Below are 23,826 nucleotides of genomic sequence, written 5' to 3'. Positions count from 1 at the left end.
CGTACCAAGAACCGGATGACTGTGCATGAGCAACAACGCAACGAGCAAAGACCTGAGCCTGATTCGTAACTTCTCGATCATCGCCCACATCGATCATGGCAAGTCGACCCTCTCGGATCGCATCATTCAGATCTGCGGCGGCCTGACCGATCGCGAGCTCAAAGAGCAGGTGCTCGACTCCATGGATATCGAGCGCGAGCGCGGCATCACCATCAAGGCGCAGTCGGTCACTCTGGATTACCTGGCTGAAGACGGTAAGACCTACCAGCTCAACTTCATCGATACGCCCGGGCACGTCGATTTTTCCTACGAAGTCTCCCGTTCGCTCTATGCCTGTGAGGGCGCATTGCTGGTGGTCGACGCGGGTCAGGGGGTCGAGGCGCAGTCCGTGGCCAACTGCTATACCGCCGTGGAGCAAGGGCTCGAGGTGCTGCCGGTACTCAACAAGATGGACCTGCCCCAGGCCGACCCGGACAAGGTCAGCAAGGAGATCGAGGAGATCATCGGCCTGGACGCCACCGATGCCTGCCAGGTGTCGGCCAAGAGCGGCATGGGCATGGAAGGTCTGCTCGAGCGTCTGGTGCGCGACATTCCGGCACCCAAGGGCGATCGAGACGCACCGCTGCAGGCGCTGATCGTCGATTCCTGGTTCGACAATTATCTGGGCGTAGTCTCGCTGGTGCGGGTCTTCGACGGCACGCTGAAGAAGGGCGACAAGATCCGCATGACCTCGACAGGCCGCGATTGGCCGGTCGGCGAGGTGGGTATCTTCACGCCGCTGCGCAAGGAAACCGGCATCCTGCGCGCCGGTGAGGTCGGTTTCGTGGTCGCGGGCATCAAGGATATTCATGGCGCGCCCGTGGGTGACACCATCACCCATACCAAGACGCCGGACGTGCCGCGCCTGCCCGGCTTCCAGAAGGTCAAGCCGCAGGTCTATGCGGGCATGTTCCCGGTCAGCGCCGATGACTACGAGGACTTCCGCGATGCGCTCGAGAAGCTGGCACTCAATGATGCATCCCTGGACTACGAGCCGGAGAACTCTGATGCCCTGGGCTTCGGTTTCCGCGTTGGCTTCCTCGGCACCCTGCACATGGAAATCATTCAAGAGCGTCTGGAGCGGGAATACAATCTCGACCTGCTGACCACGGCGCCTACGGTAGTCTATGAGCTGGCGATGGACAGCGGCGAGATCATCTATGTCTCGAACCCCTCCAAGCTGCCGGACATGGCCAACGTCGACGAGATGCGTGAGCCAGTGGTGCGGGCGAGCATCCTGGTGCCCCAGGAATTCGTCGGCAATGTCATTACCGAATGCGAGCAGCGCCGTGGTACCCAGCTCGACATGCAGTTCCTGGGCAGTCAGATTCAGCTGACCTACGAACTGCCCATGTCCGAGGTGGTCATGGACTTCTTCGACCGCCTGAAGTCGATCACCAAGGGCTATGCGTCACTTGATTACAACTTCGAGCGCTTCGAAGCCGCCAAACTGGTGCGCCTGGACGTGCTGATCAATGGCGACCGAGTCGATGCCCTTGCGGTTATCATCCACCGTGATCATGCTCATTCCCGTGGTCGCCTGCTCGTGGAGAAGATGAAAGAGCTGATCCCGCGCCAGATGTTCGACGTGGCGATTCAGGCGGCGATCGGTGGCCAGGTCGTGGCCCGGTCGACGGTCAAGGCACTGCGCAAGAACGTGACCGCCAAGTGCTATGGCGGCGACGCATCCCGTAAGAAGAAACTGCTCGAGAAGCAGAAAGCGGGTAAAAAACGCATGAAACAGGTGGGTCGGGTCGAGATCCCGCAAGATGCCTTCCTCGCCGTGCTCAAGGTGAACGACTAGGAAACACTGACAAATGGATTTTTCGCTTCTGCTGGTGGTGGCCGTCACGGTCACCGGGTTGATCTGGTTGCTCGACAGTGTCTGGTGGTCCAAGCGCCGCCAACAGCGCGTGGCGCTTGCCGGTGAAGGACAAGGGCTGGCGGATGGGGCTGGTCACGAATCAGGCAGTCACGAGGGCGGTGGGGCATACGCTGCGTCAAGCAAGGCCACCCAAAAGAGCGCCAAGGAGCCTTGGCTCGTCGACTATGCGCGTTCCTTCTTCCCGGTGCTGCTGGTGGTGCTGGTGGTGCGCAGCTTCGTCGTCGAGCCCTTCCAGATTCCCTCGGGGTCGATGCGTCCGACTCTTGAGATCGGCGATTTCATCCTGGTCAACAAGTTCACCTATGGTCTGCGTCTGCCGGTGACCAACACCAAGCTGATCGATATTGGCGAGCCTGAGCGGGGGGACGTGATGGTGTTTCGTTTTCCCCAGGACCCTTCGGTCAACTTCATCAAACGGGTGATTGGCCTGCCGGGTGATCGCATTCGCTACGAGGGCAAGCAGCTCTATATCAATGGCGAGGCGGTCCCCAAAGAGCTGGTCAATGAAAGCGATACTGATCAGCTCGAAGAGGTATTGCTCCAGGAAAGCTTGGGCGATACCACACACCCCATTTACAATGATTTCCGTGACCCAGGGCCGCAGATGCGCGAACTGCGGGTCCCCGAGGGGCATTATTTCATGATGGGCGACAACCGTGACCACTCCAACGACAGCCGCTACTGGGGCTTCGTGCCGGAAGAAAATATCGTTGGCGAGGCCTTCGCGGTGTGGATGCACTGGGACGGCGGACTGCCGAGCTTCAGCGAGGTCCGGGTGATCGACTGACCCTGACGCGGCTCATCGGGCCGCGCACGGTGAGATCTCAATGCCCATCGATGATGACAACCTTTCAGAGAGTAGCAGGAGTTTCGTGAGCAACCCCTTGAATACCTTCAGCCGCCGGGTCGGCCATGAGTTCGCCGATCCCGGCCTGCTGGAGCTGGCCATGACCCATCGCAGCTTTGGCGGCCAGAACAACGAACGGCTCGAGTTTCTCGGCGACTCGATCGTCAATTTCGTGATCGCCGAGGCGCTGTTCCGGCGCTTTCCAGAAGCTCGCGAAGGCCAGCTTTCGCGCCTGCGTGCCCGCCTGGTCAAGGGGCAGACCCTGGCCGAACTGGGTCGCGAGTTTTCCGTCGGCGAATGCCTGCGGCTCGGTTCCGGCGAGATGAAGAGCGGCGGCCATCGTCGTGACTCGATTCTTGCCGATGCCGTCGAGGCCGTGATCGGTGCCATCTATCTGGATGCCGGCATGGACGTGGCCAAGGCCCGCGTGCTGTCCTGGTTTGCGACCCGCCTGGAAGCGCTGGATCTGCAGGACACCCAGAAAGATCCCAAGACGCGACTGCAGGAATTCTTGCAGTCGCGTCAGTCACCGCTGCCGCGCTATGAGGTGGTCACCGTGGATGGCGAGGCGCATGCCCAGACCTTCACTGTCGAGTGCCACATCGAAATGATCGGCGAGCACACCGTTGGGGTGGGTTCAAGCCGCCGCCATGCCGAACAGCAGGCCGCCGAGCTTGCCTTGACTCGCCTTGATCCCCGTGGAGGTCGCTCATGACTCAATCCTGTGGCTTTGTCGCCATCGTCGGGCGTCCCAACGTCGGCAAGTCGACGCTGATGAATCGCATCCTCGGTCAGAAGGTCTCCATCACCTCGCGGCGCCCGCAGACCACGCGCCACCAGGTAATGGGCATCAAGACCGAAGACGAGACCCAGTTCATCTATGTCGACACCCCCGGCATGCACATCATGTCGAAGGATCGCAACAAGGCGATCAACCGCTTCATGAATCAGGCGGCCACCCAAGCCCTGCGCGACATTGACTGCGTGGTCTTTATCATCGACCGCACCCGCTGGGCGCCGGAAGACCAGGTGGTGCTCGACAAGCTTGAGCATGTCAGCGCACCGGTGATTCTCGCCGTCAACAAGGTCGACTGGCTCGAGGACAAGGCGAGCCTGTTGCCCTGGCTCGACCAGGTCGGCGCCAAGCGCGATTTTGCCGCCATCCTGCCGATCTCGGCCAAGCACGGCACCAATGTGCCCGAGCTCGAGGCCGAGGTCGCCAAACACCTGCCGGAAGGCATTCACCACTTCCCAGATGACCAGATTACCGACAAGAGTTCGCGCTTCCTGGCCGCTGAGCTGGTACGCGAGAAGGTGATGCGGCAGTTGGGTGATGAGCTGCCGTACCAGATGACCGTCGAGATCGAGGAATTCAAGGCCGATCAGCGCGGTACCCTGCATATCAGTGCGCTGATGATGGTCGAGCGTCAGGGGCAGAAGAAGATCCTGATCGGTGAGGCCGGCGATCGCATCAAGAAGATTGGTCGCGAGGCGCGCCTGGAAATGGAGCGCGCCTTCGATGCCAAGGTGATGCTCAACCTCTGGGTCAAGGTCAAGCGCGGCTGGTCCGACGATGAGCGAGCCTTGAAGAGCCTGGGCTACGACCTCGACTGAGCCCCGTTATGCAGCCTCAGCCGGCATTCCTGCTGCACAAACGCCCCTATCGTGAGACCAGTGCCCTGGTCGATCTGCTGACCCTGGATCATGGCCGCATTCGCGCCGTGGCCCAGGGCGTACAGCGACCGGGCAGCCGCTCTCGGTCGCGCCTGCAGCCCTTCACGCCCCTGCACCTGACCTGGGTGGGGGGAGGGGAACTCAAGCGCCTGCGCCTGATGGAGAGCACCGGCAGTGCGCCAATGCTGGCCGGCGAGGGGCTGTTGTGCGGCTTCTACGCCAACGAGCTCTTGACCCGGCTGCTGCCGCTGGAACTGCCGGTGTCCGAGGTCTTTGCCTTCTATGGCGCCGCCCTGAAGGAATTGCCGCTGCCCGGTGAGCGGGCCGGTGCGTTGCGGCGTCTGGAGTTTGCCTTGCTGGAGTCTCTGGACGCCGAGCCCATATTCTGCGATCTCGACGGCGTCGAGCTCGACCCCCAGACTCGCTATGTCTACTGGGCTGGCGCCCGTCGTTTCAGTCCCCTGGTACCAGGGGATGCTGGCGGTCTTGATGGCCGCACGCTCAAGCTGCTGGAGCAGGGCGACTGGGCAGCGCCTGGGCTCGCCGCACCGGCACGCTCACTGGCCCGTGCCGCGCTAGCGCCACTGCTCGGCGAGCGCCCCCTGCGGGCTCGTGAGCTGATGCAGCAGCTGGCCGCGCGTCGCCGTTCCGGCTGATATCTTGCCGCTATTTACTCGCTGCTCGTTACTCGCTACTCGCTACTCGCTACTCGTTACTCGTTACTCGTTACTCGCTACTTGCCCCAATTTACTTGCCCCTATCCGCTGATTTTCCCCTGACGATTTATTGGAGAGATTGCCATGCTCCCCCCTCGTATCCTGCTCGGCGTCAATATCGATCACATTGCCACCCTGCGCCAGGCCCGCGGCACCCGGTTTCCCGATCCCGTTCAGGCGGCTTTGCTCGCCGAGGAGGCAGGGGCCGATGGCATTACCGTGCACCTGCGTGAGGACCGTCGCCACATCCAAGAGCGCGACGTCAGACTCCTCGCCGAGGTGCTCAATACGCGCATGAACCTCGAGATGGCCGTGACGCCGGCGATGCTTGAACTGGCCGAAGAGATCCGTCCGGCGCATATCTGCCTGGTACCGGAAAAGCGTGAAGAATTGACCACCGAGGGTGGGCTCGATGTGGCCGGTGCGCGCGAGACCATCGCCGCCGCCTGCAAGCGTCTGGCCGCCGTCGGTTGTGAGGTGTCGCTATTCATCGACCCGGAACCCGTGCAGATCGAAGCGGCCAAGGACGTGGGGGCTCCCGTGGTCGAGCTGCATACCGGGGCCTATGCCGAGGCGTCCGGTGACGAGGCTCGGCGCGAGTACGCGCGCCTGAGCGCCGCCGCCGAGATGGCGCTGGAGCTTGGGCTGGTGGTCAATGCCGGGCACGGCCTGCATTACCATAATGTCGAGGCGATCGCCGCCATTCCGGGGCTTACCGAGCTCAACATCGGCCATGCCATCATTGCCCGCTCGCTGTTCGTGGGGCTCAAGGACGCCGTGGCCGACATGAAGCGTCTGGCGATCGCCGGCCAGGAAGCTGGCCTGGTGGCCGCTATGGAAGCTCATGACCACGACCACGACCACGACCACGACCACGACCACGCTTAGGACTAGCCGATATGATCCTCGGCATTGGGACCGATATCGCCAGGGTGGCGCGCTTCGAGACGGCCATGGCCCGTCATGGTGATCGCTTCGCGGCGCGTGTACTTGGCCCTCATGAGCAGACGCGGTTGGCCGAGCATGGCCAGCCCGCCGCCTATCTGGCCAAGCGTTTTGCCGCCAAGGAGGCCTTCGTCAAGGCCCTGGGGACCGGCATGCGACAGGGCATGCGCTGGTCCGAGATTCAGGTAGTCAACGACCGCCTGGGCCGGCCTTCGCTAGCACTCTCGGGCCAGGCCCAGGCACTCGCTGCGCAGCTGGGCGTGACCGGCATGCACCTATCGATCTCAGATGAGGCCGAACTGGCGCTGGCGCTGGTGGTGCTGGAAGGGTAACGGGCTTTGTGCGCTCCTGAATCTCGAGGTCATGGGGCTTGAGAAGATGAGGCTTGATGCCTGGGCCTTAGGCCTGTCGCGACTGCCAGGCGCGCAGGCGCCCCATGGCAGCGTATAGCTCCTTTAGCAGCGAGCCGACCGCCGCCACACCCTGCACCCGAAGCCGGGTCTCCAGGGTCTCGGCGAGCAGGGCCAGTTGTGGCACCCCGCAATAGCGGCAGGCGCCGTTCAGGCGGTGGATGGCGTCAAGAAGGGCTTCTTCGTCCTCGGCCTGCCAGGCCGCATCGAGGCTGGCCTCGCTCTCGTCGAGGCTTTCCAGCAGCAGGGTCAATGTCTTGCGCGCCAGGTCCTCCCGCCCGCCGGCAAGCCTGGCCCCCATCTGCATATCCACGACCGCAAGCTCACCGTCAGCCTCGATATGGCTATCGCCGGATGCCAGCTCCAATGCTCCACTCGCACCCTGACCCGGGGCCGGCAGGGTCAGCGCCAGATGCTGGCTGAGCAGTTTGACCAGCACCTTGGCGTCGACGGGCTTGATCAGCACATCGTGCATGCCGCAAGACAGCAGGCGTTGGCGCTCGTCTTCCCGCGCGTGGGCGGTGACGGCGATGACCGGACAGGTTTTCCATACGCCCCCCAGTTGGCGTAGTGCTTCCAGGGTGGCTTCGCCATCCATGCCGGGCATGCGGATGTCCATCAAAACAAGGTCAATACGCTCACTCTGGGCCAGTGCCAGAGCCTCTCCTCCGCTCGCGGCCAGCAGCGACATGATGCCCGCTTCGCGCAGCAGCTCCTGCAGCAGCAGGCGGTTGGACGCCACGTCGTCGACCACCAGCACTCTCGGCGAGTCGGCAGCGGCGAGTTTGGGCAGCGAGGTTTGCGAGACCGGAAGCTTGGATGGTGCCGTCAGGCCGAGCTGTTGCTTGATCGTGTCGGCCAGCGCCTGGCGCGAGATGGGCTTGGTCAGCGTCTCGCCTCCCCGTGGCAGGCGCAGTTCCGGCATATCGTAAGGGCTGGCATTGGCCATCAGGATCGTTGGACAGGTGCTTTCATCCAGACAGGCCTGCCAGCTTGCCAGCCGGTCGGGGTCCAGATCCCTTGCGTCGAGACTGGCAAGCACTAGATCGGGCGGCGAGGGCGGAGCGGTATGGCCGTCGCCACCCAGAATCGGAACCTTGGCGTTCCAGGTCGAGAGCAGATGGTTAATGGCGCGCCGGGTCGCGAGGTGAGGCTCGTAAAGGGCCACCACTCGACCGCCGAGATCGAGTTCCGGAATGCGATGTTCGTGGCGCGTGGCCAGCGGCAGGTTGAAGGAGAAGGTCGAACCGTTACCGGGCTCGCTGGACATGGTGATAGCGCCGCCCATCTGCTCGATCAACTGGCGACAGATCACCAGACCAAGCCCGGTGCCGCCGAAATGGCGGGTGTCGCTCGAATTGGCCTGACTGAAGGCCTTGAACAGCCGATCGCGTTGTTCCTTGGGGAGGCCGATGCCGGTATCGCTGACGTTGACTCTCAGGGTGACCTGATGCTCTCGAGATTCTTCGAGCATCACGCGCACGATGACCTCGCCACTTTCGGTGAACTTGATGGCGTTGTTGACGAGGTTGGTCAGCACCTGGCGAATGCGCAGTGGGTCACCCTGCAGATCGGTCGGCACGTCGTCGAAGACCAGTCCCAGCAGGTGCAACCCTTTCTGGTGCGCCTGGGGCGCCTGCATTCCCAGCACATCATCGACCAGGTCGACCATGTCCAGATGGACGGTCTCCAGTTCGAGCTTTCCCGCCTCGATCTTGGAGAAATCCAGGACGTCATTGACCAGCAGCAACAGGCTGTTCGAGGTCTTCTGCATATGTTCAAGCCAATCCTGCTGGCGACTGTCGAGCCGTGAGCGCCCGAGTAGCTGACAGAAACCGATGATGCCGTTGAGCGGCGTGCGGATCTCGTGGCTCATGTTGGCCAGGAATTCGGATTTGATACGGCTGGCTTCCAGGGCACGGCGGTGAGCGATGTCGAGTTCGATATTCTTGACCTCGATGGTCTCCATCGATTCCTGCAGGTCCTGGGTGTTCTGCTCGATCTGTGCCTGCATGTCTTCCTGTACACGCTCCAGGTGATCGCGCAGGGCATTGACGCTCGTCATGATCTGGGCCGTCTCTTCGGGCCCCGTTTCGGATAAGCGAATGCCATGATCGCCGCGATTGAGGCGCTCCAGTGCCGCCTGAATAGCGACCAAGGGCTCGGTGATGCGACGGCTCAGCGAATAGGCCAGCAGAAAGAGGCCCAGACCAGCCAGCAGCAGGCCCAGTCCGTGGATCAGCAGGTGACGATAGTTGCTCAGCGTAAGACCCAGCGTCTCGACTTCGACCGCCAGCCACTTGTCGGAACCGTTCAAGGGCAGCGTCAGTTGCCAGCCCGCGCAATCGGTATCGAGCGTTGGCTCGGTTGGTGGGCGTGCAGAGGTGCGGGGTGGCTGGCCAAGTGACATCAGGGGGCCGCCTGTCCCTGAGAAGAGGCGCACCGAGCGTATCTCTTCGATCTCGAGCAGGCCCTCGCCCAGTGTTCGCAGAGCATCGTCCTGTTGATTGGCCAGCGCCTCACTCATCGCCTTGGCGGTCAGGGCTGTGCTTTCCATCAGGTGTTGCTGAAGCGATGAGCGACGCTGATTGGTCTCGTGGGTCAGGTTCAGGGCAGAGGTGATGGCCAGCAAACTCAGCGGCAGTAACATCAGCCATAGCAGCAGGCGCGTCTTGATCGACATGCATGATTCTCTAGAAACTTCATTTGCGTGCAGTATGCCACAGCCATGGCCGATCCCTGTCACCGGGACACGCCCGGCGATATAATGGCGACAAAGACTTTTCCAGAAGGAAGGTTAGATGCAATTTCCCACGCTCGAGGATGTGGTCGGCAACACCCCCTTGGTGCGCCTGAAGCGCATCGCTGCCGGACGCAACAACACCCTGCTGGCCAAGCTCGAGGGCAACAACCCGGCGGGGTCGGTCAAGGATCGGCCGGCCCTTTCGATGATCGCCGAGGCCGAGGCGCGCGGCGAGATCACTCCCGGAGATACCCTGATCGAGGCCACCTCCGGCAATACCGGCATTGCGCTGGCCATGGCGGCCGCCATGAAGGGGTATCGCATGGTGCTGATCATGCCCGACAATGCGTCCAGCGAGCGCAAGCAGGCCATGGCGGCCTTCGGTGCCGAGTTGATCCCGGTGACTCAAGAGCAGGGCATGGAGGGGGCTCGAGATCTGGCCGGCACCATGATCGCCCGCGGCGAGGGCAAGCCCCTCAATCAGTTCGCCAACCCCGATAACCCCATGGCGCACTACCGCACCACCGGGCCGGAGCTGTGGCGCCAGACCGAGGGCACCATTACCCACTTCATCAGCTCGATGGGCACCACCGGCACCATCATGGGCGTGTCTCGCTATCTCAAGGAGCAGAACCCCGAGGTGCAGATCATCGGCCTGCAGCCCGAGGACGGCGCCAGCATCGCCGGCATCCGCCGCTGGCCCGAGGCGTATCTGCCGAGCATCTTCGAGCCCGCACGGGTCGACCGGGTGATCGATATCGGTCAGACCGAAGCCGAACAACATATGCGCCGGCTGGCGCGGGAAGAGGGCATCTTCGCCGGCGTTTCCTCCGGCGGTGCTCTTGCTGGTGCTCTCAAGGTAGCCGAAGAGGTCGAGAATGCGGTGATCGCCTTCATCGTCTGCGATCGTGGCGATCGTTATCTGTCCACCGGCCTTTATGCGCCGGAGCAATAAGATGGCGATGCTAGGCAAGCGCCGCACGCCAAAATCCGCTGCCAGGAAAGCCCCGACGATGCCACGCGGGGCTCAGCAGGCGGCTGCCGATGACCAGGGCGTGGAGATTTTGCGTCTCGCTCACGATGGCCGAGGCGTGGCGCGCAATGCGGCCGGCAAGACCCTGTTCATCGATCGCGCACTGCCCGGTGAGCGGGTAGAAATAGCCGTGCACAAGAGCCGCCAGCGCTTCGATGAGGCGCATGTTCGTGAGGTGCTCAAGGCGGCGCCCGAACGTGAGACGCCGGCCTGTGCGCATTTCGGCGTCTGCGGCGGCTGCGACCTGCAGCACCAGACACTGAATGCCCAGCGCCGCCATAAGCAGCAGGTGCTGGTCGAGCAACTGGCTCGTCAGGGGCTTACCCTGGATAACGCGCCGGCGCTGCTGAGCTCCGACGGGTTCGGCTATCGGCGCCGGGCGCGGCTCGGCGTCAAGGTCGATGCCGAGGGCCGCATCCATCTGGGCTTTCGCGCCCGGGGTAGCCACCATCTGGTCGACATGGCAGCGTGTCCGGTGCTGGTGCCTGCCCTCGAGGCCTTGCTGACGCCGCTTCGTGAGCAGCTCGTGAGCCTCGAGGCGCCGCGTCAGGTGGGGCATCTCGAGCTTATCGCCAGCGACGAGGGCATCTGTCTGGTGGTGCGTCAGCTGCGCGCTCAGCCAAGCGATGCCCATCGCTGGCAAGCCTTTGCCGCGGCCCACGAGCTATCGCTTGGCTGGTTGCTGGGCCGTGAGTCGCCGCGCCTCGAATGGCTCACGGAGGCGCCCGATCTGCACTATAGGGTGGTACTGGATGGGCGGACGCTGGCTGGGCCCGAGCGCGAGAATGACCAGGCAACCGTGTCTGAAGCCAGCCGTGAGCTGGTGCTTGGCTTTGCGCCGGGTGACTTCCTGCAGGTCAACGCCTCGGTCAATCAGCGACTGGTCGATACGGCCCTCGAATGGCTGGCGCCTCAATCCGGTGAGCGCGTGCTCGACTGCTTCGCTGGCGTCGGCAACTTCAGCCTGGCACTGGCCGCATACACCGGCATGGTGACCGGCGTGGAAGGCAACCCGCTGATGGTCGAACGCCTGGCCGCCAATGCCCGGCGCAACGACCTTTCCGGGGTCAGCGCCCGCCAGGCGGACCTGAGTCGTGAGGATCCGGTCCGCGCACTACTCGACGAGAACGACTGGGACCTGGTGGTGCTGGATCCACCCCGGGAAGGCGCAGAAGCCTTGTCGCGTCAGCTGGCCAGGTCCGGGGTCGCGCGGATTCTCTATGTTTCCTGTGACCCGGCGACCCTTGCCCGGGATGCGGCATATCTGGCCGCCGGTGGCTATCGGCTGGTGCGCTCGGCGGTTGCCGACATGTTTGCCCAGACCGCCCACCTCGAGGCCGTGTTGCTGTTCGAGCATCCCGAAATTCCTGCGTCCGACGTGACGCCGGCGCAGATGCCAAAGGAGTGAAGCACCATGGTAAAGGTGCGTGATGACCAGCCGTTGACCGATGACGGCGCGGTGGACCTCGACCAATGGCTGGCTCGCCTCGGCGAGGAAGCCGTGCTGACCAACGCAGAACGGATGCGTGAAGTCTGTGAACTGGCCTGCAGCCTCGCCGATGAGGCCAGCCAAGCGCAGCAGTTCGGGCTTGGCAACGGGTCGAGCTATCGCATGGGGCTTGAAATGGCCGATATTCTCGGCGAACTCAGGCTCGACCAGACCGCCTTGGAAGCCGCCGTGCTCTATCGTTCGGTGCGCGTCAAGTTGATCTCGGTCGAGGCCGTCGAGAAGCGCTTCGGCCAGGAAGTCGCCACCTTGATCGAAGGCGTGCTGCACATGGCGGCGATTAGCCATCAGGCCCTGCCCAGTCAGGATATGTCCCAGTACAGTCAGCAGGACAACCTGCGGCGCATGCTGGTGACCATGATCGACGACGTGCGCGTGGCGCTGATCAAGATCGCCGAACGCACCTGCGCCCTGCGTCAGGTCAAGGATACTACCCGCGACAAGCGCCTGCGGGTGGCTCGCGAAGTGTTCGATATCTATGCTCCGCTGGCGCACCGGCTGGGCATCGGCCATCTCAAGTGGGAGCTCGAGGACCTGTCCTTCCGCTACCTCCACGAGGCCGAGTACAAGTCGATCGCCAAGCAACTGGCCGAGAAGCGCCTCGACCGCACGAGCTATATCAACGATGTGGTGGGAACGCTCAAGGAGCTTCTGGAAGCCCAGGACATCCACGAGTACGACGTCGACGGCCGTGCCAAGCATATCTATTCGATCTGGCGGAAGATGCAGCGCAAGCACATCGATTTCTCCCAGGTCTATGATGTGCGCGCCGTGCGCATCCTGGTGCCTCGGGTGGCCGACTGCTACACGGTGCTGGGCATCGTGCATTCCCGCTGGCACCACGTGCCCAACGAATTCGACGATTACATCGCCAACCCCAAGAAGAACGGATATCAGTCGCTGCATACCGCCGTGTTTGGCCCCGAGAACAAGGTGCTCGAGATTCAGATCCGCACCTTTGCCATGCACGAGGAGGCGGAGCTCGGCGTCTGTGCCCACTGGCGCTACAAGGGCCACGACACCAAGGCCAAGAGCCGCAGCTACGAAGACAAGATCGCCTGGCTGCGTCAGGTGCTCGAGTGGCAAGAGGAAGTCGGCGGTTTCGGCGACCTGCGTGAAGGGCTCTCGAGCGATGTGGCGCCGGATCGCATTTATGTCTTTACCCCCGATGGCCACGTCATCGATCTGCCGCGGGTGGCCACGCCCATCGATTTCGCCTACCGGGTGCACACCGAGATCGGCCATCGCTGTCGCGGCGCCAAGGTCAACGGCCGCATCGTGCCGCTGACCTATGAGCTCAAGACCGGCCAGCAGGTCGAGATCCTGACCGCCACCAAGGGGGGGCCCAGCCGCGACTGGCTCAACCCCTCGGTGGGCTTCGTGCGTACCTCCCGCGCCCGGGCCAAGATTCAGGCCTGGTTCAAGCAGCAGGCGCGCGGCCAGAACCTGGATGAGGGCAAGGCGCTCTTCGACAAGGAGATGAAGCGCCTCGACGTCGAGGATATCGACCTCACCACCCTGGCGCATAAGGTCAACTACACGACCCCCGAGGACATGTACGCGGCCATCGGCGCTGGCGACCTGCGCATCGGCCAGGTGCTGCATCAGGCCCAGCAACTGTTCGGCGAGCACGATGACCAGGAACAGCTCGACCGGCTGCTGGCCAAACCGCGCCGCGAGAAGCCGGCCGCCGGCGATCAGGGCATCACCGTGCTGGGGGTCGGCAACCTCAAGACCAGCATGGCCAACTGCTGCCATCCGGTGCCCGGCGAGCATATCGTCGGTTTCATCACCCAGGGGCGCGGCGTCACCGTTCACCGCCAGGACTGCCCCAACATTCTTCAGCTGCGCCTGGACGAGCCCAAGCGCATCATCGAGGTGGAATGGGGCGAGCGGGCGGCGACTCGCTATCCGGTGGATATCGAGATCGAAGCCTGGGATCGCTCAGGGCTGCTGCGCGATGTGACCGGCGTGCTGGGTAACGACAAGGTCAACGTGCTCTCCGTGAACACCCAGACCGATGAGGTCGAGGGTCTGGCCAGAATGACCATCACCCTCGAGGTGGATGGTTTGGAGACCCTGGGGCGGCTGTTCTCGCGCATCCAGCAGCTTTCCAACGTGCTCGACGTCAAGCGTCTGAGAAGCGGCGCCAAAGGCAAGGTCCGCGGCAAGGGAGGGCGTTGATGAGCGAACGGTACCGTCTCGATGACTTGCTGACCCTGATGGCGGTGCTGCGCGATGCCGATCGGGGCTGCCCCTGGGATCTCAAGCAGGACTGGGACTCGATCGTGCCGCACACCCTCGAGGAAGCCTACGAGGTTGCCGATGCCATCGAGCGACGCGCCTTTGGTGAACTGCCCGGCGAGCTTGGCGACCTGTTGTTCCAGGTGGTCTATTACAGCCAGTTCGGTCGGGAGGAAGGGCGGTTCGACTTCCATGACGTGGTGCATGTGCTGACCGCGAAGATGCTGCGCCGTCACCCCCATGTCTTTCCCGATGGCACCCTGGCGTCTCGCCGCGACGGTAAGACTGCCGCCGAGGTCGAGACCGCCCACGTTCATTCACGCTGGGAGTCGCTCAAGGCCGATGAGCGAGCCGAGCGAGCTGGTCATAAGGTCAAGGCCGTTTCGGTGCTAGACGATGTGCCCCGCAACCTGCCGGCACTGACCCGCGCCGCTAAGCTTTCCAAGCGTGCCGCACGGGTCGGTTTCGACTGGCCCGATCATCGCGGCGTGCTGGCCAAGATCCGCGAGGAACTCGACGAGGTCGAGGAGGCGTTGGCCGCGGGCGATCAGGAGCATGCCGGCGAGGAGGTCGGCGACCTGCTGTTCGCGGTGGTCAATCTCGCCCGTACCTTGAAGACCGACCCCGAGCAACGCCTGCGCGGCACCAACGCCAAGTTCGAGCGGCGTTTTCGTCACGTGGAGTCGGCTCTGGCCGGCGAGGGCAAGGTGCTCGGCCAGGCCACCCTCGAAGACATGGAAGCACATTGGCAGACCGCCAAGGCGGGTGAAAAGCACGGCGAGGCACTGAAAAAGAACGGTGAAACATCGGCCTGATGGCCAGCATGATCGGCCGCCAGACGGACAAGACACGGCGCTCGCGCGCCAGTGGGAAGGCATCTCATCGCGGCGCGGGAGTCGCCATTGCAGTAGCGGGTCAACAATGCCAATAGCCGACAGGAGGGATGTCTGTGAGCGACGATCTGCATGAATCTTTGCGAGACAATGTGCGCGTGCTGGGCGATAGCCTGGGGCGCACCATCGCCGATGATCTGGGTGAGGGCTTCGTCGACAAGATCGAGTCCATCCGTGGCCTGGCCAAGCGCGGCCGGCAGGGCGATTCCGAAGGGCGCCGTGAGCTGATCGAATATCTGCGCCGGCTGCCGGATCGCGATCTCCTGCCGGTCACTCGGGCCTTTAACCAGTTCCTCAACCTCGCCAATATCGCCGAGCAGCACTACCGGGCGCGCTTTCGTCGCGTCGAAGACTACAAGCCGGGTTCCCAGCCAGAACTTGGCGACCTGATCGCCCGGGCGCGCAAGGCCGGTCACTCGCCTCGCAAGCTGGTCGAGTCGCTGGCCAGCATGCGGGTCGAGCTGGTGCTGACCGCCCATCCCACCGAGGTCATTCGCCGTACCCTGATCCAGAAGTACGATGCCATCGATGATTGCCTGACAGGACTCGAGTCGACCGTCGATTCCCCCGAGAAACTGACTCGGGTCCATGGTCGACTGGAAGAACTGATCAGCCAGGCCTGGCACACCGACGAGATTCGCCACGAGCGTCCTACCCCGGTCGACGAAGCCAAGTGGGGGTTCGCGGTGATCGAGAACTCGCTGTGGCAGGCGGTGCCGGATTTCCACCGCGACCTCGACAGCCTGTTGCTGGAGGCCGCCGGCGAGCGCCTGCCATTGGATGCCGCGCCGCTGCGTTTCGCCTCCTGGATGGGCGGCGACCGGGACGGCAATCCCAACGTCACCGCCAAGGTCACCCGCGAGGTTCTGCTGCTGGGCCGTTGGATGGCCGCAGACTTGTACCTGCGCGACCTGGACCAGCTCAAGGCCGAGCTATCGATGTGGAAGGCCAACAGTGCCTTGCGCGCCGAGGTCGGTGATGCCCCGGAACCCTATCGGGAACTGCTCAAGCGCCTTACCGCCAAGGTCGAAGCCACCCGCGACTGGGCCAAGGCCGGACTCGACGGCGAGCCCCACGAGGGCGGGCCGATCATCGAGCACCGCGACCAGCTCTATGCGCCGCTGCTGTCTTGCTACCGCTCGCTGTGCGATGTCGGCCTGGATACCATCGCCAACGGCGTGCTGCTCGACACCCTGCGCCGCGTCGCGGTGTTCGGCGTGACCCTGACCAAGCTCGATCTGCGTCAGGAATCGTCCCGCCATACTCAGGTGTTCGACGAGCTGACCGATTATCTGGGCCAGGGGCACTATCAACAATGGGACGAAGCCAAGCGCCAGGAATTCCTGCTCGGTGAGCTCAGCTCCCGGCGTCCGCTGATCCCGCGTCGCTGGGAGTGTTCCAGCGAGACCCGCGAGGTGATCGATACCTTCCGGGTGATCGCCTCCGAGCAACGCGAGGCGCTCGGCACCTACATCATTTCCATGGCCGGCCAGCCGTCCGATGTGCTGGCGGTGGCGCTGTTGATGAAAGAAGTCGGTGGCGACGTGGCGCTGCCCATAGCGCCGCTGTTCGAGACCCTGGATGACCTGAACCGGGCCGGCGACGTTATCGATCGGCTGCTGGCGCTGCCGGGCTATCGCCGCCTGGCCGGCGACGAGCAGGAAGTGATGATCGGCTATTCCGATTCGGCCAAGGATGCCGGCCAGCTGGCCGCCGCCTGGGCCCAGTATCGGGCGCAGGAGACCCTGGTCGAGGTCTGCAAGCGCCACGGGGTGGATCTGACGCTCTTCCATGGTCGCGGTGGCACCGTGGGCCGCGGGGGCGGTCCGGCGCACGCGGCGATTCTTTCCCAGCCGCCAGGCTCGGTGAACGGCAGCCTCAGGGTCACCGAGCAGGGGGAGATGATCCGCTTCAAGTTCGGTCAGCCGGACATTGCCCTGCGCTCGATGGAGATCTATGCCTGCGCGGTGCTGGAGGCGACGCTGTTGCCGCCGCCGGCCCCTGAGCCCGCCTGGCGGGAGGAGATGGATCATCTCGCTGAGGTAGCGCACAAGGCCTATGTGGGTGTGGTGCGCGAGAACCCGGACTTCGTCCCCTATTTCCGTGCGGTGACGCCGGAAGGCTCCCTGGGGCGGCTGCCGCTGGGTTCCCGTCCCACCAAGCGGCGTCAGGACGGTGGTGTCGAGACCCTGCGCGCGATCCCCTGGATCTTCGCCTGGACCCAGACCCGCTTGATGCTGCCCGCCTGGTTAGGCAGCGGTGAGGCCTTCGTCCAGCGCCTGGCCGAGCCTGGCGGCCTCGAGCGATTGCAGGAAATGCGCAGCCGCTGGCCCTTCTTCGGCACCTATCTGGACATGCTGGAGATGCTGTCCGCCAAGGCCGATATCGACATTGCCGCCTACTACGAACGGCGCCTGGTCGATGAGCCCGGGCTGCTGGAGCTGGGCGCTGAGCTGCGCGGGCGTTTCACGAAGCTGCAGTCGGCGCTGCTCGATATCCTCGATCAGCGAGAGCTACTCGAGAATACACCGCTGATTCACCAGGCCATCGCGGTGCGCAATCCCTATATCGACCCGCTGCATGGCCTGCAGGCCGAGTTGCTGCAGCGTAACCGGGATGCCGATGGTGCCATCAGCCCGGCCCTGACGCGCGCCTTGATGGTGACCATGGCGGGCATCTCCGCGGGGTTGCGCAACACGGGTTAATGCCCGATGGGCTAACTAACCTCTAGCCCGGAGACGCTCGGTTCATGGTTCAACCGACGCTTAGAACCACCCGGCGATGCGAGTCCGTGCGCATCGCTGGGCGGTCTGGTTGAGCCTTGGCTGGCGCGACATCCTTTTCATACCTTTGGCTTGCCTGGCTGCTTGTCTGACCAGGTCCTTCTCTGAACGAGTCTCCCAGCCCAGCCAGGCTCCTATTACCAGCACTTTTATCCACCACCTTTAACCGGCAGCGTTAACGAGGCCCTGCGGCTAGTACCTTTCGCTAAGACCGTGGGGCTTGACGCTTCGCGGCGGCTGGCGCAAGCTGATCCGTAATCAAACGGCCGTATGAATGCGCGGCCGGGCACCGGCATCCAACCCTGTTTGGAGATGAATGGATGATCTATCAAGGCAACGCCATCACGGTGGCGAGCGAAACCAATAACGGGGGCGAGCCCATCGCCACGCTCACCTTCGATTTGAAGGATGAGTCAGTCAACAAGCTGTCCAGCGCGGTGGTCGCGGAGCTTGGCGAGGCGGTGAAGGCCATCGCCGCGACCCAGGGCCTGAGCGGCCTGGTAATCACCAGTGCCAAGGACGCCTTCATCGTTGGCGCCGACATCACCGAGTTCCATGGCCTGTTTGAGAAGGGTGAGGACTATCTGGTCGAGATGAACCAGCAGGTGCATGCCATCTTCAACGCCATCGAGGATCTGCCGTTTCCCACCGTCACCGCCATCAACGGCCTGGCGCTGGGCGGCGGTTGCGAGGTCACGCTGACCACCGATTTCCGCGTGATGGCCGACACCGCCAAGATCGGCCTGCCCGAAACCAAGCTCGGCATTCTGCCGGGCTGGGGAGGCTGCGTGCGCCTGCCGCGCTTGATCGGCGCCGATAACGCCATTGAATGGATCGCTGGTGGCACCGAAAATCGCGCCGACGCCGCCCTCAAGGTCGGCGCCGTGGATGCGGTGGTGCCGGGAGAGCGCCTGGAGGCCGCGGCGCGGGATATCCTGGCCCGGGCCAATGCCGGCGAACTCGATTACCGGGCGCGGCGCGACGAGAAGACCTCGCCACTCAAGCTCGATGCCATCGAGCAGATGATGGTCTTCGAGACCGCCAAGGGCTATGTGGCCGGCAAGGCGGGCCCGCACTATCCTGCGCCCATCGAAGCCATCAAAGTGATCCAGAAGGGCGCCGGTGAGGGTCGTGAGCGCTGCCAGGCCATCGAGGCCAAGGCCTTCGCCAAGCTGGCGCTGACCGATGTCTGCTACAACCTGGTCGGGCTGTTCATCAATGACCAGGTGGTCAAGAAGAAAGGCAGCCATTACGCCAAACAGGCGCAAGCGGTCAATCAGACCGCGGTACTGGGGGCCGGCATCATGGGCGGTGGTATCGCCTACCAGAGCGCCTCGAAGGGCACGCCGATCCTGATGAAGGACATCAAGGACGACGCCATCGAGCTTGGCCTCAAGGAGGCGCGCAAGCTGTTCGCCAAGCAGGTCGAGCGGAATAAGCTCACCACCGAGACGATGGCCGAGAAGCTCACCAACATTCGCCCGACCCTTTCCTACGGCGATTTTGGCCACGTCGATCTGGTGGTCGAGGCGGTGGTCGAGAACCCCAAGGTCAAGGACGCGGTGCTCACCGAGGTGGAAGGGCAGGTCGGCGAGGACACCATTCTCGCCTCCAACACCTCGACCATCTCCATCACCCGCTTGGCCGAGAACCTCAAGCGCCCCGAGAACTTCTGCGGCATGCACTTCTTCAACCCGGTGCACCGCATGCCGCTGGTCGAGGTGATCCGCGGTGAGAAGACCAGCGATGCGGCCGTGGCGGCCACCGTTTCCTACGCACGGGCCATGGGCAAGACGCCGATCGTGGTCAACGACTGCCCGGGCTTTCTGGTCAATCGCGTGCTCTTCCCCTATTTCGGCGGCTTCAGCCTGCTGGTCGAGCAGGGCGCCGACTTCCGCCGGGTCGACAAGATCATGGAGAAGTTCGGTTGGCCGATGGGCCCCGCCTACCTGCTCGACGTGGTAGGCATGGACACCGCCGTGCACGCCAATGAGGTAATGGCCGAGGGCTTCCCGGATCGTATGGCGCAGGGAGCCAAGAACGGGGGCAAGACCGCCATACAGGCGATGTATGAGGCCGAGCGCTTGGGCCAGAAGAACGCCAAGGGTTTCTATGCCTACGAGGAAGACAAGAAGGGCAAGCCGAAGAAGGTTGAGGACGAGGTAGCGCTTTCCCTGGTTAAAGAGCTTGCCACGGCCAGCCAGGACTTCTCCGACGAGGAAATCATCGCCCGCATGATGGTGCCGCTGTGCCTGGAAACCGTGCGCTGCCTGGAAGACAACATCGTCGCTACCCCAGCCGAGGCTGACATGGCGCTGATCTATGGCATCGGCTTCCCGCCGTTCCGCGGTGGCGCGCTGCGCTATATCGACGCTATGGGCCTCGAGGCCTTCGTTGCCCAGGCCGAGCGCCTGGCCGAGGAACTGGGGCCGCTCTATGCCCCCACCGACAAACTGCGCGCCATGGCCAAGGCCGGCGAGCGTTTCTATTCCGATGCCGGGAAGGCTTGAGCCACCACGTACAGGAGAGGTTGTCAGATGAGTTTGAATCCAAGAGATATCGTGGTGGTCGACGGCGTGCGTACCGCCATGGCCAAGGCCAAGCAGGGCGCCTTCCGCCACGTGCGTGCCGAAAACCTGTCGGCGTCGGTGATGCAGGCGCTGTTCGACCGCAATCCCGGGCTCAACCCCGGGGAAGTCGATGATGTGATCTGGGGCTGCGTCAATCAGACCCTCGAACAGGCCATGAACATCGCCCGCAACGCAGCGATCATGACCGGCATCCCGCGCAGCGTGCCGGCCCAGACCGTCAACCGGTTGTGTGGCTCCTCGATGAGCGCGCTGCATATCGCCAGTGCGAACATCAAGGCCGGCATGGGCGACTTCTATATCATCGGCGGCGTCGAGCACATGGAGCACGTGCCGATGACCCACGGTGTCGATGTGAACCCGGCCGCCAGCAAGCATGCCGCCAAGGCGGCGATGATGATGGGCCTGACCGCCGAGCTGCTGGGCAAGATGCACAACATCAGCCGCGAGCAGCAGGACGCCTTCGGCGTGCGCTCTCATCAGCGGGCCCAGGCCGCTCTCGACGCCGGTCGCTTCGACAACGAGATCATCGGCGTCGAGGGCCATGACGCCGAGGGCTTCAAGGTGCGGGTGGATCGCGACGAAGTGATTCGTGGCGATGCCAGCCTCGAATCCATGGGCGCGCTGAAGCCGGTCTTCGACCCGCGCCACGGCACCGTCACCGCCGGTACGTCTTCTGCGCTCTCGGTGGGTGCCAGCGGTATGGCGGTGATGAGCTACGAACGCGCCCAGGCACTGGGTCTCGAGCCGATCGCCCGGGTGCTGTCCACCGGCGTTGCCGGCTGCGATGCCTCGATCATGGGCTATGGCCCGGTGCCGGCGACCAAGAAGGCGCTCAAGGCGGCCGGCCTGACCATCGATGACATCCAGACCGTCGAGCTCAACGAGGCCTTCGCCGCCCAGTCGCTGCCGGTGCTCAAGGATCTCGGCCTCCACGATCGCATGGACGAGGCGGTCAACCTTAACGGCGGTGCCATCGCTCTTGGCCACCCGCTGGGTTGTTCCGGGTCGCGGATCTGCACCACCCTGCTCAACGTGATGGAACAGCAGGACACTCGCCTGGGGCTTGCCACCATGTGCATCGGCATGGGCCAGGGCGTGGCGACCATCTTCGAGCGGCTTAAATGACGACCCGCTAGCAAGAACGCTTAAGTGAAACGCCAACGGCGCCCCTCCTCGGGGCGCCGTTGGCGTTTCTGGGCGCTGTGTTGGTTAGTGTTGCGCCTGATAGGCATCGAAGGCCTGGGTCAGGATGTCGCGCGCTTCGCTGGCATCGCCGAAACCGTTTAGCTCGATGTCGCCACCGTCCGGCAGGTTCTTGTAAACGCGGAAGAAAGCGTTGATGCGCTCGGCCTGCATCTTGGGCAGATCCTCGATCGCCATCACGTCGGCGTAGGTAGGATCCACGTCGTTGGTGGGCACGGCAATGATCTTGTCGTCGGCTTCGCCGTCATCGACCATGCGCAGTACGCCGATGGCACGGACCTTGATGACCGCACCGGGATAGACGCTGTCGCGGGTCAGCACGAGGGCATCCAGCGGGTCGCCATCGCCACCAGCGGAGCTGGTGATGGACCCGTAGTTGGCCGGGTAGCGAACGGGCATCGAGACGTAGCGGTCGACGATCAACTGGCCGTGCTCGGCATTGATCTCGTACTTGGTGAAGCTACCGGCGGGAATCTCGTTGACCACGTTGAAACTGGCCGGCGCGTCATCGGTTTGCGGATAGTCGAAGACATTCTGCTGCGCTTGAGCGGACGCGGTAAACAGCAGGCCAGCGGCGAGTAGAGAAGAGATGGTAACTTTCATGAAACCTCGTCCTGTCTTGGGATGTGAGATTTCCAGTCTATTCAGTGAAGGGTGACAGGCGCGTGACAGCTTGCCGGTTGCCATGGTCCGAGTGGTGAGCTTGATTGGAATTCCTGGCGCATCTGGCTTGATGACGTTTACCAGATCCCGGTATCCAGCCCGGCGGCTAGATAGAGCCCCGGCTCCTCCACTTGATCGGCGAGGGCCTCCTGCCAATCGCCGCGCAGTACCAGTGGCTCTTGCACCCAACGCCAGCGCAGCCCGGTGATGATCGATTCCATCGCCAGAGTGCTTTGCGCCGATTAATTGAGGGCGTGTGAGTCAACGAAAAGCACGTTAAATTAGGTGGTAGTGAAGCGCTTATCTCCCTGAGGAAGGGGCGTGCCCAAAGCGGCCACGACTGCCAGGAAGGTGGTGCCTGTTTGGCCTCACCCGGCGGAAGTGGCGGGAGGTATGAGATGCGAAGGGACATAAGTCGCGTGGTGGCTGGAACCGACCCGCAGCAGACGTGTTTATTGGTGTTATAAATCAGGGAGTAGCCATCAATGGAGTGGCGCAAGGACGATTGCCTAATCACTGACGACAAATCCAAGGTGCAACTGGATATCGTCCACCGTTTGCTTGCTGCAACCTATTGGGGTGGCCGCCGTCCCCGAGAAACCGTAGAGCGCATGGTTGCTGGCTCCATCTGCTTCAGTCTTTACCGTGGTGCCACGCAGATTGGTTTTGGGCGTGCAGTCACCGATAGTGCAACTTTTACCTGGGTCGCGGACATTGTGGTTGAGCCGGAGTTTCGGGGCGCTGGCCTGGGACAGTGGATCATGGAGTGTTTGGTTGCGCACCCAGCCATAAAGGGAACTCAAATGGTGTTGCAGACCCGCGATGCTCAAGGGTTGTACGAGAAGTTTGGCTTCTCTGGAAATGGTGCTCTCATGAGCACCAAAGTCACTGATTTATAACAAGTTGCAGCAGTACGCGGCCTACGGCCGCCGCTGTGCTCCGCGTTAAATTTTTTGCCGCCCCCTCACTGACTATGATGTAATACACTGTAGTCGGCAAATTCGAGGATATAAGCATGAGCGTCACCACAGTGCGCCTTCAAGCAGAAGTTGAACAACACCTGGAAGCAATCGCCAGCAGGCTGCACCGGAGCAAAGGTTGGGTAATCAACCAGGCATTGTCGGAATACATAGAAAGGCAGCAGCTTGAGCAAGAGCGGTGGAAGCAAACGCTAGAGGCAATGGAGTCTGCTGCCCGGGGCAAGGTTGTTGATGCCAGCGAGGTTCACAGCTGGCTTAATAGCTGGGGAACCGAAAACGAGCAGGATGCGCCGAGGTCAGGTAAGTGAAGCTGGTTTACACGGATGAAGCCATTGATGATTTGAAACGCCTCAGGGAGTTCGTTACGGTGCACAACCCGCCGGCGGCAGCCAGGATTGCCACCGAATTGGTTGGCAAAATCGAATTACTCCCAGACTTCCCCAAAATGGGCACCCCGGTTGAAATGGCACCGGTACCTGACTCTGTTCGAGATATGGTTTTCGGAAAATACGTCGTTCGATATTCAGTTCATGCCAGTGCCATCATTATTCTCCGGGTGTGGCATGGCCTTGAGGGCGAACGATAGCAATTTAACCAAACGCGGCACTCGGACGCCCTTGTCTCCCCTTCGCTGCGTCAAGATCGCCGGTGCGCTCTGCGTTATATCAGT

The 23,826-nt window shown here is 62.9% G+C and carries 20 protein-coding genes; 17 read left to right on the top strand and 3 right to left on the bottom strand.

Annotation, left to right across the window (positions count from 1 at the left end; translation table 11 throughout):
- Positions 1-25: 25 nt before the first annotated feature.
- The 7 genes from lepA to acpS all read left to right on the top strand — a co-directional run bounded on the left by lepA (position 26) and on the right by acpS (position 6,438).
- Positions 26-1,843, top strand: coding sequence for a translation elongation factor 4 (gene lepA / locus HUS66_RS03295; RefSeq protein WP_175069544.1), 1,818 nt, complete (start codon positions 26-28; stop codon positions 1,841-1,843).
- A gap of 13 nt (positions 1,844-1,856) precedes the next feature.
- Complete coding sequence (gene lepB, locus HUS66_RS03290; RefSeq protein ID WP_175069543.1) at positions 1,857-2,711, top strand: signal peptidase I; 855 nt, start codon at positions 1,857-1,859, stop codon at positions 2,709-2,711.
- Between the two features lie 85 nt (positions 2,712-2,796).
- Positions 2,797-3,486: a ribonuclease III gene (rnc, locus tag HUS66_RS03285; RefSeq protein WP_175069542.1), complete on the top strand. Its 690-nt coding sequence runs from the start codon at positions 2,797-2,799 to the stop codon at positions 3,484-3,486.
- Positions 3,483-4,385 carry a GTPase Era gene (gene era / locus HUS66_RS03280; RefSeq protein ID WP_175069541.1) on the top strand — a complete coding sequence of 301 codons (903 nt, stop codon included), beginning with the start codon at positions 3,483-3,485 and terminating at the stop codon, positions 4,383-4,385. The genes rnc and era overlap by 4 nt, the downstream gene beginning before the upstream one ends.
- Positions 4,386-4,393: 8 nt before the next feature.
- A complete protein-coding gene (gene recO / locus HUS66_RS03275) occupies positions 4,394-5,101 on the top strand; it encodes a DNA repair protein RecO (protein ID WP_175069540.1) in 708 nt (235 codons plus the stop codon).
- 144 nt (positions 5,102-5,245) lie between these two features.
- Positions 5,246-6,049 (top strand): pyridoxine 5'-phosphate synthase, encoded by an 804-nt coding sequence (pdxJ, locus tag HUS66_RS03270; RefSeq protein WP_175069539.1) that lies wholly within the window; start codon positions 5,246-5,248, stop codon positions 6,047-6,049.
- Between the two features lie 11 nt (positions 6,050-6,060).
- Positions 6,061-6,438, top strand: a complete 378-nt coding sequence (gene acpS, locus HUS66_RS03265) for a holo-ACP synthase (protein ID WP_175069538.1) — start codon at positions 6,061-6,063, stop codon at positions 6,436-6,438.
- A 67-nt stretch (positions 6,439-6,505) separates the two neighbouring features.
- Here acpS and HUS66_RS03260 read toward each other — a convergent pair whose 3' ends face one another.
- Positions 6,506-9,199 carry an ATP-binding protein gene (locus HUS66_RS03260; protein WP_175069537.1) on the bottom strand — a complete coding sequence of 898 codons (2,694 nt, stop codon included), beginning with the start codon at positions 9,197-9,199 and terminating at the stop codon, positions 6,506-6,508.
- 118 nt (positions 9,200-9,317) lie between these two features.
- On the opposite strand from HUS66_RS03260, the gene cysM reads away from it, so the two are divergent.
- From cysM to fadA, 7 genes are all read left to right on the top strand, one after another.
- Positions 9,318-10,214, top strand: a complete 897-nt coding sequence (cysM, locus tag HUS66_RS03255) for a cysteine synthase CysM (protein WP_175069536.1) — start codon at positions 9,318-9,320, stop codon at positions 10,212-10,214.
- 1 nt (position 10,215) lies between these two features.
- Complete coding sequence (gene rlmD, locus HUS66_RS03250) at positions 10,216-11,700, top strand: 23S rRNA (uracil(1939)-C(5))-methyltransferase RlmD (protein ID WP_175069535.1); 1,485 nt, start codon at positions 10,216-10,218, stop codon at positions 11,698-11,700.
- Positions 11,701-11,706: 6 nt separating this feature from the next.
- Complete coding sequence (gene relA / locus HUS66_RS03245) at positions 11,707-13,983, top strand: GTP diphosphokinase (RefSeq protein WP_175069534.1); 2,277 nt, start codon at positions 11,707-11,709, stop codon at positions 13,981-13,983.
- The gene (gene mazG / locus HUS66_RS03240) at positions 13,983-14,858 is read left to right on the top strand and encodes a nucleoside triphosphate pyrophosphohydrolase (protein WP_175069533.1); all 876 of its coding nucleotides are present in this window, start codon (positions 13,983-13,985) and stop codon (positions 14,856-14,858) included. Before relA ends, mazG begins: the two co-directional genes overlap by 1 nt.
- Before the next feature lie 134 nt (positions 14,859-14,992).
- On the top strand, positions 14,993-17,641 hold the full coding sequence (ppc, locus tag HUS66_RS03235; protein WP_175069532.1) for a phosphoenolpyruvate carboxylase: 2,649 nt from the start codon (positions 14,993-14,995) through the stop codon (positions 17,639-17,641).
- Between the two features lie 398 nt (positions 17,642-18,039).
- A complete protein-coding gene (gene fadB, locus HUS66_RS03230) occupies positions 18,040-20,229 on the top strand; it encodes a fatty acid oxidation complex subunit alpha FadB (protein WP_175069531.1) in 2,190 nt (729 codons plus the stop codon).
- A 27-nt stretch (positions 20,230-20,256) separates the two neighbouring features.
- The gene (gene fadA / locus HUS66_RS03225; RefSeq protein WP_175069530.1) at positions 20,257-21,435 is read left to right on the top strand and encodes an acetyl-CoA C-acyltransferase FadA; all 1,179 of its coding nucleotides are present in this window, start codon (positions 20,257-20,259) and stop codon (positions 21,433-21,435) included.
- Between the two features lie 84 nt (positions 21,436-21,519).
- Here fadA and HUS66_RS03220 read toward each other — a convergent pair whose 3' ends face one another.
- Positions 21,520-22,116 (bottom strand): inorganic diphosphatase, encoded by a 597-nt coding sequence (locus tag HUS66_RS03220; protein WP_175069529.1) that lies wholly within the window; start codon positions 22,114-22,116, stop codon positions 21,520-21,522.
- Between the two features lie 137 nt (positions 22,117-22,253).
- Entirely contained in the window at positions 22,254-22,397 is a 144-nt protein-coding gene (locus HUS66_RS03215; protein ID WP_340162728.1) for a hypothetical protein, read from the bottom strand.
- A 264-nt stretch (positions 22,398-22,661) separates the two neighbouring features.
- On the opposite strand from HUS66_RS03215, the gene HUS66_RS03210 reads away from it, so the two are divergent.
- The 3 genes from HUS66_RS03210 to HUS66_RS03200 all read left to right on the top strand — a co-directional run bounded on the left by HUS66_RS03210 (position 22,662) and on the right by HUS66_RS03200 (position 23,742).
- Positions 22,662-23,075 (top strand): GNAT family N-acetyltransferase, encoded by a 414-nt coding sequence (locus HUS66_RS03210; protein ID WP_175069528.1) that lies wholly within the window; start codon positions 22,662-22,664, stop codon positions 23,073-23,075.
- A gap of 116 nt (positions 23,076-23,191) precedes the next feature.
- Positions 23,192-23,464 carry a CopG family ribbon-helix-helix protein gene (locus HUS66_RS03205; RefSeq protein ID WP_175069527.1) on the top strand — a complete coding sequence of 91 codons (273 nt, stop codon included), beginning with the start codon at positions 23,192-23,194 and terminating at the stop codon, positions 23,462-23,464.
- Complete coding sequence (locus HUS66_RS03200; protein WP_175069526.1) at positions 23,461-23,742, top strand: type II toxin-antitoxin system RelE/ParE family toxin; 282 nt, start codon at positions 23,461-23,463, stop codon at positions 23,740-23,742. Before HUS66_RS03205 ends, HUS66_RS03200 begins: the two co-directional genes overlap by 4 nt.
- Positions 23,743-23,826 lie beyond the last annotated feature (84 nt).

It is taken from the genome of Onishia taeanensis, from assembly GCF_013349955.1.
In the GTDB taxonomy this organism is placed as follows: Bacteria; Pseudomonadota; Gammaproteobacteria; order Pseudomonadales; family Halomonadaceae; genus Onishia; species Onishia taeanensis_B.
This window is presented reverse-complemented; position numbering and strand designations above follow the sequence as displayed.